This window comes from Georgenia sp. H159, assembly GCF_035607575.1.
In the GTDB taxonomy this organism is placed as follows: domain Bacteria; phylum Actinomycetota; class Actinomycetes; order Actinomycetales; family Actinomycetaceae; genus Oceanitalea.
On the sequence record NZ_JAYDZY010000013.1, the window covers coordinates 31,181 to 45,197 of the forward strand.

The following is a 14,017-nucleotide window of genomic DNA, read 5'->3' on the forward strand; positions in this document are numbered from 1 at the left end:
CTCATCGGGCGTCGAACGCCTCGGCGATCTGGGTGAAGGCCTCGGTGTAGGCCGCGATGCCCTCTCGCTTGTAGAAGTCCTTGTCCAGGACGATGATCCGGTCCTCGGTCATGAAGTCGAGGTCGGCCCACGCCTCCTGCGCCTCGATGATCTGGCGCGCGGGGGTGGTCTCCTCGCCGGTGGCGGTCGCGGCGTCGCGGTCGAGCACGATGAGCCAGTCCGGGTCCGCCTGGGCGACGGTCTCGGGAGCGAGGCCGGAGTCCTGGTGCACCGACTCGTCGTCGAGGTCCTCGCCGGCGAACACGTCGACAAGGTCGAGCGGCTCGAGCAGGCGCCCGATCCGGCCCGCGCCGTTGTCGATCTTGCCGCCGGAGCTCACCGCGAGAAAGACGCTCTGCCCGTCCGTGGCGGCGGCGGCCTCCTCGACCGCGGACTCGAGGTCGGCGACGAGCTGGGCCGCCACGTCCTCCGCGGCGAAGATCTCACCGAGCGTCGTCGTCTGCTCCTTGAGGGACTCGACGTACCGCTCGTCGTCGGGGGCGACGTCGACGACGGGGGCGATGTCGGAGAGGTCCTCGGTGTACTCCTCGAAGCGGTAGCCGCCGATGATGAGGTCCGGCTCGGCCTCGTTGATGATCTCCAGGTTCGGCTCACGGTGGGTGCCGACGTCCAGGATCGCGTCGTCCTCGAGCCACTCCGCGAAGCCGACCGAGGGGAGGAGCTGCTTGGGCACGGCGACCGGCGCGACACCGAGGTCGCGGACCGTCTCCATCGCGGTGTTGTCGAGCACGACGACGCGCTCGGGGTCCTGCGGAACGGTCATCTCACCGTTGTTCGTCTCGATGGTGACCTCGGCGCCGGAGGCGGGAGCTGCGTCGGCGTCTGCTGCTCCGCCGGTCTCGCCGCACGCGGAGAGGGCCAGCAGGGCGACTGCCGCGGCGCCGGCCAGCCGCACCGGGCGGCGGAGGGGGGAAGCGATGCTCATGTGCGTCCTTCAGTCGATGAGGCGGGAACAGGCCGAGGCGCCTTCGGACCTGATGGGGTCAATCTAAGGCTTAGGTGAGCCTTACCTACAAGCCCCTCGGACCAATTAGGTGCAACCGGTGTTGCGTAATTAAATGCGCCCACACCCGGGTGAGGCGCGGCGTTGCGCGGTTCCGCCGCGCGCCGCCGACGTTGCGGAAATCCTGCGCGTGTGACGTAGTTCACTGCCTGCGCCGGGCGGGCGGGCGGCCGTGGTCGCCACCTCGACCATCGGTGGCCCCTCGGTGGGCCGCGGACGAGGGAGGTGCAGACGGACGTCCGTCACCTCCGTCCCGCGGGCCGACCGGTGCCGCGGGTGTCGGTGCGACATGGGACCGTGGGTGCCGGGAGGCGATGTGGAGACACCGCAGGGCAGGACGACGCAGGACCGCGCACAGGCAGCGCTCCAGGCACTCGTGGGCCGCGCGGACGCGCGGCTGCGGGAGGACCAGTGGCGGGCGATCGAGACGCTCGTGGTCCACCGGCGCCGCGCCCTCGTCGTGCAGCGCACGGGCTGGGGGAAGTCGGCGGTCTACTTCGTGGCCACCGCCCTGCTGCGGGCCGGGGTCGACGGACGCCCGCCCGCAGGCCCCACCGTCATCGTCTCGCCGCTGCTCGCCCTCATGCGTGACCAGATCGCCGCCGCGGCGCGGGCGGGGATCCGGGCGGTGACGATCAACTCCGCGAACGTCACCGAGTGGGACGCAGTGCACGCCGCGATCGCCGCCGGCGAGGTGGACGTCGTCCTCTGCTCCCCGGAGCGGCTGAACAACCCCGCCTTCCGGACCGAGGTCCTCCCCGCCCTCGCGGGGACGGCGGGGCTCGTCGTCGTCGACGAGGCGCACTGCATCTCCGACTGGGGCCACGACTTCCGTCCGGACTACCGCCGGATCCGGACGCTGCTCGAGGACCTGCCGCCCGGCGTTCCCGTCCTGGCGACGACGGCCACCGCCAACGACAGGGTCAGCGCCGACGTCGCCGAGCAGCTCGGCACCGGTGAGCACGCCGACGTCCTCGTCCTGCGCGGGTCGCTCGACAGGGACTCCCTCCACCTCGGGGTCGTGCAGCTGCGCGACCAGGCGCAGCGGGTGGCCTGGCTCGCCGAGCGGGTGGCGGCCTGGAACGGCTCCGGCATCGTCTACACGCTCACCGTCGCCCAGGCCGAGCAGGTCGCCGAGCAGCTGCGGGGTGCGGGGCTGGAGGTGCAGTCCTACACCGGGCGCACCGAGCCGGCACGGCGCGAGCAGCTCGAGGAGGACCTCCGCGCCAACCGCCTGCGGGCGCTGGTCGCCACCTCGGCGCTCGGCATGGGCTTCGACAAGCCCGACCTCGCCTTCGTCGTCCACCTCGGCGCGCCGTCCTCCCCCATCGCCTACTACCAGCAGGTCGGGCGCGCCGGCCGCGGGGTCGACCGGGCCGACGTCGTCCTCCTGCCCGGCCCGGAGGACCGCGACATCTGGGCGTACTTCGGCTCGCTCGCCTTCCCGCCGGAGCCCGCGGTGCGCGAGGTCCTCGCGACGCTCGGCGACGCACCGCTGTCCACCGCCCGCCTCGAGCCGCTCGTCGACCTGCGACGCACCCGGCTGGAGACGATGCTCAAGGTTCTCGACGTCGACGGCGCCGTGGAGCGCGTCGCGGGCGGCTGGCGGGCCACGGGGCGGCCGTGGGAGTACGACGCCGCGCGCTACGCCCGCGTCGACGCCGCCCGCGAGCGCGAGCAGCAGGCGATGGTGGAGTACGTCGGCCTGGGTGCGGGCGAGTGCCGGATGGCGTTCCTGCGCGCGCAGCTGTCCGACCCGGACCTGCAGCCCGGCTGGCGCTGCGGCCGCTGCGACCTGTGCGGCGGGCTCGAGCTCGACCCGAGCGTGGACGAGTCTCGGCTGCAGCAGACCCGCGCGGCCCTCGACCGCCCCGGCGTCGACGTCACCGCGCGCCGGCAGTGGCCCACGGGCATGTCGACCGTCGGTGTCCCGCTCACGGGACGCATCCCGGCCGAGGAGCAGGCCGCGGTGGGGCGCGCGGTCGCGCGCCTCGACGGGCTCGGCTGGTCCGCCGCGCTGCGCGAGATGCTCGAGCCCGCCCCCGGCCGGGAGCCGGCGCGGGAGGCCCGCGGTGGCCACGACGGCGAGCTCCCGGTGGCCCTGCGTGGCGCGGTCGAGCGGGTGCTGTCCGACCAGCTCACGGCCCTCGCTGCCGGAGGCGTCGACGGCGTCGTCGTCATCGCCTCGGCCACCCGGCCGCAGCTGCTCACCCACCTCGCACGCGGTGTCTCCCACCTCGCGCAGGTCCCGCTGGTCGGCGCCGTCTCCCCGGACCCCGCCCGTCCCCCGGGACGGCACGACGTCAACTCCGCCACCCGACTCGCCGGCGTCCACCAGCGCCTGCGCCTGGAGCTCGACGAGGCGGCCCGTGCGGGACTGGCGGGCCGGTCGGTGCTGCTCGTCGACGACGTCACCGACTCCGGGTGGACGCTCACCGTCGCGGCGCGGCTGCTCCGCCAGGCGGGGGCGGCGGCGGTCCACCCCTTCGTGCTCGCGCAGCGCTGAGGCGCCCGCACTACGATCGACGAGCCGCCGACCGGGAGGTTCCCATGCCCGAGTTCACCGTCGACCTCGCCGACGCCCTCGACCCGCTCGTGCTCGGCGTCGACGTGGGGTCCACCGCCAGCCGCGGCGGCCTGTACGACGCGCGTGGCCTGCCGGTCAGGGGCCACAAGCACAAGGTGCCCCACGCCTTCACGACGGCGGTCGACGGCACCTCGGTCATCGACCCCGAGCAGGTGCTCACCGAGGTCGAGCAGATCATCGACGCCGTCGCCCGGCGCACGCTCGTGGGACGGATCGCCGGGGTCGCGCTCGACACCTTCGCGTCCTCGCTCGTCGGTGTCGACGACGCTGCGGTGCCCCGCACGCCGTGCTTCACCTACGCCGACTCGCGGTGCGCGCCGCAGGTCGCCGCACTGCGCCGGGAGCTCGACGAGACGGACGTTCAGCAGCGCACCGGGTGCCGGCTCCACTCCAGCTACCTGCCGGCCCGGCTGCGGTGGCTGCGCGAGACGCAGCCCGACGTGGTCGCCGAGGTCACGCGGTGGCTCTCCCTCGGGGAGTTCCTCGCGCTGCGGCTGACCGGCCGGACCGCCGTCGGCACGGCGGCCGCCGCGTGGACCGGTCTGCTCGACCGCCGGACCGGCACCTGGGACGACCACATGCTGGGTGTGGCGGGCATCGGCGCCGACTCGCTGTCCCCCGTCCACCACCCCGACCAGCCGATCGGCGGCACCACCTCGCGGTGGCCGGCACTGGAGGGGGCGGCCTGGTTCGCCGTCGTCGCCGACGGCTACGCCGCGAACATCGGGACCGGGGCGAGCACCCCCGACACCGTCGTCGCGAGCTTCGCCACGAGCGGTGCGGTCCGCGTGCGCGTGCCGGCGGACATGCCGACGATGCCGCCGGGCCTGTGGTGCTACCGCGTGGACGGGGCGAACGCGCTGCTCGGTGGCGCGCTCAACGACGTCGGGCGGGCGGTCGGCTGGCTCGAGTCCACGCTGCGGCTCGACGGGGTCGACCTCGACGGCGTCCTCGCCGCCGACCCCGACCCCGCGACCCCCATGGTGCTGCCCTTCCTCAGCGGCGAGCGCAGCACGGGCTGGGCCGCCGGCGCCCGGGCCGTCCTCGACGGTGTCTCGGCCGCCAGCACCCCGGAGAGCCTCGCGCGCGGGATGCTCGAGGGCGTGGCCCTGAGCTACGGACGGGTGGTCGAGGAGCTGACGCGGGTCGCCCCGCGCCCGACGGCGATCCTGGCGAGCGGCCGGATGAGCCAGGCCCTTCCCCAGCTGCTCCAGCTCCTCGCCGACGTCACGGGCGTGCCGGTGACGCCCGTGACGATCAGGCGCTCGACGCTCCACGGCACCGCGCTGCTCGCCCTGGACACGGTGGCGCCAGGGGTCGAGCGCGCGGCACCGACGACCGCGCCGACCGTGGAGCCGGTGCCCGCCCGGGCCGACTACTACGCCGAGCGGACCGAGCGCTTCACCCGGCTCTACCGGGCGACCGTCTCCTGAGGACGCCTACTCGAGGTGGTAGGAGATCTCCGCGTCCGCGCGCAGCTGCTCGAGCAGCCCCATCGCGGCCTCGTTGCGGTGCTGCTGCTGGAGCTGCTGCTCCAGCTGGGGGCGGACCTCCTCGAACGCGGGCACCTCGGCGTCCTCGCCCCCGCCGCCCTGGGCGACGGCTGAGTCGTAGAGCGCGCGCAGCTCCTCCTCCGAGGCGCTGAACTCCCCCGCCTCGGCGGCGAAGAGCTGCTCCAGGGCCGTCTGCTGCCGCAGCTCCACCTCGGCCTCCTCACGGCCCAGCCCCTGCTCCTCGAGCGCCGCGAACAGCTCGTCCGCGGAGCCGAGACCGGAGGACGCGGCAATGTCCTCGGCGGCGGCGTCGAGCTCCTCCTGGGTCGGTGCGATCGACCTCGCCTCGGCCTCGGCGAGCAGCAGCTCGGTGTCGACGAGGCCCTCGGCGGTCTGCTGCTTGAGCGTCGCCTGGTCCGGCTCCTCCCCCGTCATCTGCGCCTGCATGGCGGCCTGCTGGAGCTGGCTCTCGTAGACGCGGACGAACTCCTCACGGGTGATCTCCACGCCGTTGACCTCCGCGACGACGTCGGGGACGCCCTCGAGGTCCGGCTCCGGCGGGGTGGGGGCCGCGTCTGCCGGCGCGGTCTCCTCGGTGGCCGGTGAGGAGCTCTCCCCGGTCGGGTCGGCGGCGTCGTCGTCGCCCGTGCTGCAGCCCACGAGGGCGAGCAGGACGGCAGCGGTCGCCACGGCAACCTTGGTTCGCATAGGGGTTCCTCTTCCGAAAGACGAGACCCCAGCGTGCGCGCCGCACAGCAGGCCGCGCAAGTCCTCAGGTCAGACGCAGGTCGACGGCGTCGGCGTGTGCGGGCAGGTCCTCGGACAGCGCGAGGGCGCGGAGCGGGTCGGCGACCTTGCGCAGGGCCGCGTCGTCGTACTCGATGACCTGGACGGGCTTGAGGAAGGCCATGACGCTGAGCCCGGAGGCGAAGCGTGCCGTCCCGCCCGTCGGCAGGACGTGGTTCGAGCCGGCGAGGTAGTCCCCGAGCGGCACCGGGCTGTAGGGCCCGACGAAGATGGCCCCGGCGTTGCGGATCCGCCCGGCGACGGCGGCCGCGTCGGCGGTCTGGACCTCCAGGTGCTCCGCACCGTACGCGTCGCACACCGCGACCCCCTGGTCGAGGTCGGTGACGAGCACGGTGCCGGACTGGGCGCCGCCGAGGGCGGTGCGGACGCGCTCGGCGTGCGTCGTCGTCGCGGCCTGGCGCTCGATCTCGGCGTCGACGGCGTCGGCCAGCCCGGGGCTGTCCGTGACGAGCACCGAGGCCGCCGCGGGATCGTGCTCGGCCTGGGAGATGAGGTCGGCCGCGACGTAGCGCGGGTCCGCGCCGGCGTCGGCGAGCACGGCGATCTCCGTCGTGCCGGCCTCCGCGTCGATGCCGACGCGCCCCATGACGGCGCGCTTGGCGGCGGCGACGTAGATGTTGCCCGGGCCCGTGACGACGTCGACGGGCTCGCAGAGCCGCTCACCGTCCGGGGTCCCGTCCTCGCCGACGGCGCCGTAGGCGAACATGGCGACCGCCTGCGCCCCGCCGACGGCGTAGACCTCCTCCACCCCGAGGAGCGCACAGGCCGCGAGGATGGTCGGGTGGGGCAGCCCGCCGAAGGCCTGCTGCGGCGGGCTGGCGACGGCGAGCGACCCGACGCCGGCCACCTGGGCCGCCACGACGTTCATCACGACGCTCGAGGGGTAGACCGCCAGGCCGCCCGGCACGTACAGGCCGACGCGGGCCACGGGGACCCAGCGCTGACGCACGTGACCACCGGGCAGGACCTCGGTGTCGCGCTCGGTGGGGAGCTGCGCCTCGTGACCGGCGCGGTTGTGCGCGATCGACAGCTCCAGGGCCTCGCGCACCTGCGGGTCGAGACGGTCCAGTGCGTCCCGCAGCGCAGGTGCCGGCACCAGCAGGTGCTCCGGGCGGACGCCGTCGAAACGCTCGGCGAGGTCACGCAGCGCGGCGGCACCACGGTCGCGGACGTCCTGGATGATCGGCAGCACCCGGGCCGTCGCGGCCTCGACGTCGAGCGTGGCCCGCGGCAGCACCTGCGCGAGCTCGCGTGCGGACAGGTCGGTACCACGGAGGTCGATTCGCCTGAGCATGCCCCCGATCGTACGGCGGGCCGGCAGAGAGGTGTGTGCGACGTCCGGCCCAGGAGGAGGCATGATCGGTGCCATGGGTACCGACAACGTCGTCCCGGTCGACGGCGAGATCCGGCTGGGACAGTTCCTCAAGCTGGCGTCGCTCGCGGAGTCCGGCGCGCAGGCACGTGAGCTCATCGCCGACGGCGAGGTGACGGTCGACGGCGTCGTCGAGACCCGCCGCGGTCGCCAGCTCGCGCGCGGCGCCCGGGTCGAGGTGAGCCTGCCGACCGGCCCGCTCACCGCCGTCGTCGGCTGACGACCACGACAGACGGGCGGGGCCGAATCTGTCGAGGGCAGCACCACGGCCCCTCACCGCCGCTCGCTAGCGTGTCCCTGTTCCCGATGAAAGGTGCAGTCATGACCGTGACGACCCCCGTGCTCGCCGACTCCCTGCCCGCCGGACTCGTGCGGGACGCCTCGCTCGTCGCCGGCGGCGCCGTCCTCACCGGCGTGCTCTCCCAGGTGGTCGTGCCGCTGCCGTTCACCCCGGTGCCGCTGTCCCTCGGCACCTTCGCGGTACTGCTCGTGGGGGCCTCCCTCGGCCCGCTGCGCGGCACGCTGAGCATGCTCCTCTACCTCGCCGCCGGCGTCGCCGGGGTGCCGTGGTTCGCCGAGCAGACCTCGGGCTGGCACGCGGCGTCCTTCGGCTACATCCTCGGGTACGTGCTGGCCGCCGGCCTCGTCGGCGCGCTGGCGCGCCGCCGCGCCGACCGCCGGCCGCTGTCCATGCTCGGTGCCGCGCTCCTGGCGACCACGGCCGTGTACGTCGGCGGTGTCCCGTGGCTCATGGTGAGCCTCGGTGTCGGTCTCGGTGAGGCGCTCGTCCTCGGTGTGCTGCCCTTCCTCCTCGGTGACGCCCTCAAGGCAGCCGCGGCCTCCGGGCTGCTCCCCGCCGCCTGGCGTCTCATGGGCCGCACGCCGAGGTCCTGACGCCCGACCTGTCCCGCCGGCAGCCCGGCGTCCGCCGTCGCCCGGCCGGACGTCCGGGCCGGGGCACGCTCGCCGCGTGACACGGGTCGCCCCACTCCTGGCTCGTCGTGACACGGTCCTGCGGTGGTGTCACGAGCCGCTCGGGTCGTCGGCCCTCATGAGGCAGCCGACCAGTCACCGTCGTGGTCCCGGAGCCACGTCTCCTCGCGACCCCCGCTGCCCGGCAGGTCCGTGAGCCACACGGTCGCGTCCGGGTCCCACCCCGCGAGAACGGTCCACCGGCCGTCCCCGAGGTGCCCGGCGCGGCCCGCGGCGGCGAGGTAGCCGGCGAGGGTGAGATGGACGGCGTCGACGTCCTCGGCGACCCGCGACCAGTCGGGCACGACCCACTCGTGGTCCTGCCCCGTGGTGCGGAACCAGTCGTGCCGGCGGGAGGCGGTGACGTCGAGCGGGTGGCGCCGGCACAGCTCGATCCAGGCGTCGAGCCCGTCGATCTCGTGCACTCGCGCGTCGGTCGGGACCGCGACCCGCCGGACCACCGCCCGCTCCCAGCCGAACGCGTCCTCGACCAGCCACAGCCCCGCCGGGCCGGCCGTCCCGACGCTGCCCGTCGTCTGTGCCAGCCCCAGTGGCCGCGACCACCAGGTGCCGCTGTAGGGCGCCCGGGGGTCGCGAGGGGTGTCCCGCCGGGCTGCTGCCTCGTCCTCGCGGGTGCGCTCGACCCATCGGCCGAGCACCTCGGCCGCCGTCCCGCCGGACCGCTGTGCCCCCGTGTCGAAGGTGACCACCCACTGGTCGTCGTGGCGCAGGGACGCCGCCCACCAGCTCGCCGCGGCGGAGGCGAGCACGTGCGCGGCGACGCGCTCCAGTGCGGCGCTCACCTCCGGCGTCCCGGCGAGGACGTCCTCGCCGTCCGGCTCCTGCCAGTAGCGCGCGCTGTCGACGGCGGCGGCCAGCGCGTGGAGCACCGCACGCTCGTCCGGCTCCCCCAGCGGCAGCGCGTCGACGAGGCGGGCGACGTCCGCGGGCGCCGGCTGCGGCAGCGGGTCGGGGACGCTCCAGCCGAACAGGGCGCGCGAGCCGCCCGGGTCGAGGTGGTGGCTCGCGTCAAAGACCGCACTGCGCAGCGCCGAGCCCCCGCCGTCGTCGTCGGCCATGGCGAGGGCGAGCTCGAGGCACAGCCGCCGGCCCCGCGGGCCGGCGAGGATCTGGGACATCGGACCACAGTAGGCCCGGCCGGCAGCCGGCGGGACGGGCGCGGCCCCTCGCCTACTCGCGGTTGTCCAGGTCGACGCCGAGCGCGAGGTGGTCCGACACCGCCGCCCGGCACACCCAGGAGCGGCGCACCCGCGGCAGCCGGCCGTCGCCGAGGGCGTGGTCGAGCTGCAGCCGGGGTCGCTGCGCCGGGTAGCTCACGGCCCGGGCGAGGACGTCGAGGCCCGAGGCCCGCCCGGCGACGGCGGGCGGCAGGTTGAGGTCACCGAGGAGCACGGTCGGTCCGGGCAGCGTGCGCAGCCAGGCCACGGCCCGGCGGAGCTGGACGACGTTCATCCCGGGGACGAAGGACAGGTGGGTCGAGGCCACGGTCAGCGGGCCCGCCGGCGTGCGCACCCGCCCCGCCAGCACCACGCGTGGCTCGTCACGCAGCCACAGCGCGACGCCCGCACCCGGCACGGGGACCGGGAGCCGCACGAACGGTGCCGGCGGGAGACGCAGCACGTGCCAGGAGTCCACCGGGAACCGGGAGAGCAGGGCGACGCCGTAGGCGTCGGACCGCGCGTCGGCGTCCTCCGCCGTCGCGGCACGCCAGCTGAACCCCGGGCTGCCGATCACCGTCGGGACGAACCGCCAGTGGGTCGCCCCCATCGCCTCGGCCGCGACCGCCGTGACGTCCAGGCCCGCGGAGCGGTCCTGCCCGCGGTCCACCTCCTGGAGGGCGAGCACGTCGGTCCCCAGCGAGGCGACCGCCGCGGCGAGCCGGCCGGCGTCCACCCGCCCGTCGTCGAGGCTGCGCCCGTGGAAGACGTTCCACGTCGTCAGGCGCGTGCGACCCGGCGACGTCGGTCCTCCTGCCATGGCCACGCCACGAACTGTACTGACGGCGCACGACGGCGCCGGCCTGCGAGCGCTCCCGCCGGGCGCCGCACGCCGTCCGCGGTGGTGCCGCCACCGCGGCGGCCGGCCGCGGCGTCAGACGAGGCAGCTGGGCCCGAGCAGGGCCTTGAGGTCCCCGAACAGCGACGTGGACGGCTCGACGCGGAAGGAGTCCTCCAGGCGCATCGTCGTCGAGCGGCCGGGGCTGGTGAGCCGGAGCCGCACCTCCGAGCTGCCCGGGTGGTCGGTGAGGATCCCCTTGAGGCGCTCGACGAGCGGCGCGGTGCACCGGTTGGCGGCCAGGGTCAGCTGGACCGGCCCGTCGGTGGCCTGGGAGACGTCCGGGAGGGTGATCTCCGCGGCGTAGATCGTCGGGATGTCGTCCCGGCGGTTGAGCCGGCCCCGGACCGTGATGATCGAGTCCTCGGAGAGCATCGTGGAGACCGTGGAGTAGGTCTGCGGGAAGAAGAGCACCTCGATCGCGCCCTCGAGGTCCTCGACCGTGGCGATCGCCCACGGGTTGCCGTTCTTCGTCATCTTGCGCTGCAGCGAGGTGATGAGGCCGGCGATGGTGACGGTGGAGCCGTCGGAGCGGGTCTCGTCGGTGAGCAGCGTCGCGATCGACACGTCCGCGGCACGCTGCAGGACGTGCTCGAGCCCGAACAGCGGGTGGTCGGAGACGTAGAGCCCGAGCATCTGGCGCTCGAAGGTGAGCTTCTCCGGCTTGTCCCACTCCGGGAGGTCCGGGATCTCGATGGTGAAACCCGTCCCCCCGCCGTCGTCCCCGCCGAGGCCGGCGAAGAGGTCGAACTGGCCCACGGCCTCGTTGCGCTTGACGTCGATGACCATGTCGATGGCCTCCTCGTGGCGGGCGAGGAGCGCGCGGCGGGTGTGCCCGAGGGAGTCGAAGGCACCGGCCTTGATGAGCGACTCGATGGTGCGCTTGTTGCACACGATCGCGGGGACCTTGTCGAGGAAGTCCTGGAAGGAGGTGTACTCCCCCTTCTCCGCGCGGGTGGAGATGATCGCCTCGACGACGTTGGCACCGACGTTGCGCACGGCGGCCAGCCCGAAGCGGACCTCCTCCCCGACGGCGGCGAAGGAGCCCACCGAGGTGTTGACGTCCGGGGGGAGCACGGTGATGCCCATGTGCCGGGCCTCACCGAGGTACAGGCCCAGGCGGTCCTTGTTGACCTGCGTCGAGGTGAGCAGGGCCGCCATGTACTCGGTGGGGAAGTTCGCCTTCAGGTAGGCGGTCCAGTAGGAGATGATCCCGTAGGCCGCCGAGTGCGCCTTGTTGAAGGCGTAGTCCGAGAAGGGCAGCAGGATGTCCCACAGCGTCTTGACCGCCGCGGGCGAGTAGCCGCGCTCGAGCATGCCGGCCTCGAAGCTCGCGAACTGCTTGTCCAGCTCGGCCTTCTTCTTCTTGCCCATGGCCCGGCGCAGCAGGTCGGCCTGTCCGAGCGTGTACCCGGCGACCTTCTGCGCGATCGCCATCACCTGCTCCTGGTAGACGATGAGGCCGTAGGTGGTGCCGAGGATCTCGGCGAGCGGCTCCTCCAGCTCCGGGTGGATCGGGTCGATCTTCTGCTGGCCGTTCTTGCGCAGCGCGTAGTTCGTGTGCGAGTTCGCGCCCATCGGTCCCGGCCGGTACAGGGCGCCGACGGCGGAGATGTCCTCGAAGTTGTCGGGGCGCATGAGCCGCAGCAGCGTGCGCATGCCGGCGCCGTCGAGCTGGAAGACGCCCAGCGTGTCCCCGCGGCCGAGCATGGCGTAGGTCAGGGGGTCGTCCAGCGGCAGGCGCTCGAGGTCCGGGACCTCCTTGCCGTTGCGCTCGATGTTCTCCAGGGCGTCGTCGATGACCGTGAGGTTGCGCAGCCCGAGGAAGTCCATCTTGAGCAGCCCGAGGTTCTCGCACTGCGGGTAGTCGAACTGGGTGATGATCGCGCCGTCCTGCGGGCGCAGCATGACGGGGATGACGTCCTGCAGCGGCTCGCTGGACATGATGACGGCGCAGGCGTGCACGCCCCACTGCCGCTTGATGCCCTCCAGGCCCTGCGCGGTCTCGACGACCGCCTGGGCGTCGGGGTCCGCGGCGTGCACCTGGCGGAACTCCTCCGCCTCGGCGTACCGCTTGTCGCGGGGGTCGAAGATGCCGGCGAGGGTGATGTCCTTGCCCATGACCGTCGGCGGCATCGCCTTGGTGAGCTTCTCCCCCATCTGGAACGGGAAGTCCAGCACCCGCGCGGAGTCCTTGAGGGCCTGCTTGGCCTTGATGGTGCCGTAGGTGACGACCTGCGCGACGCGGTCGTCGCCGTACTTCTCGGTGACGTACCGGATGACCTCGCCGCGCCGGCGCTCGTCGAAGTCGACGTCGAAGTCGGGCATGGACACGCGGTCCGGGTTGAGGAAGCGCTCGAAGATGAGGCCGTGCTGGAGGGGGTCGAGGTCGGTGATGCGCAGGGCGTAGGCGACCATCGACCCCGCTCCCGAGCCACGGCCGGGGCCCACCCGGATCCCCTGGGACTTCGCCCAGTTGATGAAGTCGGCGACGACGAGGAAGTAGCCGGGGAAACCCATCTGGGTGATGACCTCGACCTCGTACCGCGCCTGCTTCTCGACGTGGTCCGGCACGCCGTCGGGGTAGCGGTACCTCAGGCCCTTCTCGACCTCCTTGACGAACCAGGAGTGCTCGTCCTCACCCGCGGGCACCGGGAAGCGGGGCATGTAGTTCGCGCCGTCGGCGGCGGTGCGGAAGGTGACGTCGCACTGCTCGGCGACCAGCAGGGTGTTGTCGCACGCCTCGGGGAGCTCGCCGAAGAGCTCGCGCATCTCGGCGGCGGGCCGCAGGTAGTAGGTGTCCCCGGTGAAGGCGAAGCGGCTGCCGCCCTGGTCGTAGGAGGGCTCGGTGAGCTTGCTCCCCGACTGGAGGGCCAGCATGACCTCGTGGGTCCGGGAGTCCTCCGGGCGGGTGTAGTGGGAGTCGTTGGTGGCCAGCAGCGGTGCACCGATGTCCTTCGCCAGGCGCAGGAGGTCACTGGTGACGCGGCGCTCGATGTCGAGGCCGTGGTCCATGAGCTCGACGTAGTAGTTCTCCCGGCCGAAGATCTCCTGCAGCTCGCCCGCCGCCCGCAGCGCCTCGTCGTACTGGCCGAGCCGGATGCGGGTCTGGACCTCGCCGGACGGGCAGCCGGTGGTGGCGATGAGGCCGTCGGCGTGGGTGCTGATGAGCTCGCGGTCCATCCGCGGCCACTTGCCCATCTGCCCCTCGATGGACGCGCGCGAGCCGAGCCGGAACAGGTTGTTCATGCCCTGGTTGTCGCGGGCCAGCAGCGTCATGTGCGTGTAGGAGCCGCGCGCCGACACGTCGTCCTTCGCCTGGTGCTCCTCGCCCCAGCGCACCCGGGACTTGTCGAAGCGCGACGTCCCCGGCGTCACGTAGGCCTCGAGCCCGATGATGGGCTTGACGCCGTGCTTCTGGGCGCTGGACCAGAAGTCGAAGGCCCCGAAGAGGTAGCCGTGGTCGGTGATCGCCAGCGCCGGCTGCCCGATGCGTGCCGCCTCGGCGAGCAGCTCGTCGACCTTGGAGGCACCGTCGAGCATCGAGTACTCGGTGTGCACGTGGAGGTGGGCGAAGTTGTCAGATCCTCCAGCAGCCATGCCCGCCAGTCTAGGTCGCCCGACCCACACCTCCGGGCACCTCCCGG

10 protein-coding genes are annotated in these 14,017 nt (G+C 73.5%); 4 read left to right on the forward strand and 6 right to left on the reverse strand.

Features of this window, described 5'->3' with window-relative positions; all coding sequences use genetic code 11:
• Position 1: 1 nt before the first annotated feature.
• Positions 2-985, reverse strand: coding sequence for an ABC transporter substrate-binding protein (locus VR894_RS16005; RefSeq protein ID WP_324653133.1), 984 nt, complete (start codon positions 983-985; stop codon positions 2-4).
• A 367-nt stretch (positions 986-1,352) separates the two neighbouring features.
• Between VR894_RS16005 and VR894_RS16010 the strand changes: the two genes are divergently transcribed.
• Complete coding sequence (locus VR894_RS16010; RefSeq protein ID WP_416380856.1) at positions 1,353-3,569, forward strand: RecQ family ATP-dependent DNA helicase; 2,217 nt, start codon at positions 1,353-1,355, stop codon at positions 3,567-3,569.
• A 44-nt stretch (positions 3,570-3,613) separates the two neighbouring features.
• Entirely contained in the window at positions 3,614-5,083 is a 1,470-nt protein-coding gene (locus tag VR894_RS16015; protein ID WP_324653137.1) for a gluconokinase, read from the forward strand.
• A 6-nt stretch (positions 5,084-5,089) separates the two neighbouring features.
• Here VR894_RS16015 and VR894_RS16020 read toward each other — a convergent pair whose 3' ends face one another.
• Together VR894_RS16020 and hisD are read right to left on the reverse strand one after the other, a co-directional pair.
• On the reverse strand, positions 5,090-5,851 hold the full coding sequence (locus VR894_RS16020; RefSeq protein ID WP_324653139.1) for a SurA N-terminal domain-containing protein: 762 nt from the start codon (positions 5,849-5,851) through the stop codon (positions 5,090-5,092).
• 64 nt (positions 5,852-5,915) lie between these two features.
• Positions 5,916-7,244 (reverse strand): histidinol dehydrogenase, encoded by a 1,329-nt coding sequence (gene hisD, locus VR894_RS16025; protein WP_324653140.1) that lies wholly within the window; start codon positions 7,242-7,244, stop codon positions 5,916-5,918.
• 61 nt (positions 7,245-7,305) lie between these two features.
• On the opposite strand from hisD, the gene VR894_RS16030 reads away from it, so the two are divergent.
• Together VR894_RS16030 and VR894_RS16035 are read left to right on the forward strand one after the other, a co-directional pair.
• Positions 7,306-7,542 carry an RNA-binding S4 domain-containing protein gene (locus VR894_RS16030; protein WP_324653142.1) on the forward strand — a complete coding sequence of 79 codons (237 nt, stop codon included), beginning with the start codon at positions 7,306-7,308 and terminating at the stop codon, positions 7,540-7,542.
• 101 nt (positions 7,543-7,643) lie between these two features.
• Positions 7,644-8,216: a biotin transporter BioY gene (locus VR894_RS16035; RefSeq protein WP_324653144.1), complete on the forward strand. Its 573-nt coding sequence runs from the start codon at positions 7,644-7,646 to the stop codon at positions 8,214-8,216.
• 155 nt (positions 8,217-8,371) lie between these two features.
• Here VR894_RS16035 and VR894_RS16040 read toward each other — a convergent pair whose 3' ends face one another.
• From VR894_RS16040 to dnaE, 3 genes are all read right to left on the reverse strand, one after another.
• Positions 8,372-9,433: a hypothetical protein gene (locus tag VR894_RS16040; protein WP_324653146.1), complete on the reverse strand. Its 1,062-nt coding sequence runs from the start codon at positions 9,431-9,433 to the stop codon at positions 8,372-8,374.
• Between the two features lie 52 nt (positions 9,434-9,485).
• A complete protein-coding gene (locus VR894_RS16045; RefSeq protein WP_324653264.1) occupies positions 9,486-10,292 on the reverse strand; it encodes an endonuclease/exonuclease/phosphatase family protein in 807 nt (268 codons plus the stop codon).
• A gap of 114 nt (positions 10,293-10,406) precedes the next feature.
• Positions 10,407-13,970 carry a DNA polymerase III subunit alpha gene (gene dnaE, locus VR894_RS16050; protein WP_324653148.1) on the reverse strand — a complete coding sequence of 1,188 codons (3,564 nt, stop codon included), beginning with the start codon at positions 13,968-13,970 and terminating at the stop codon, positions 10,407-10,409.
• Positions 13,971-14,017 lie beyond the last annotated feature (47 nt).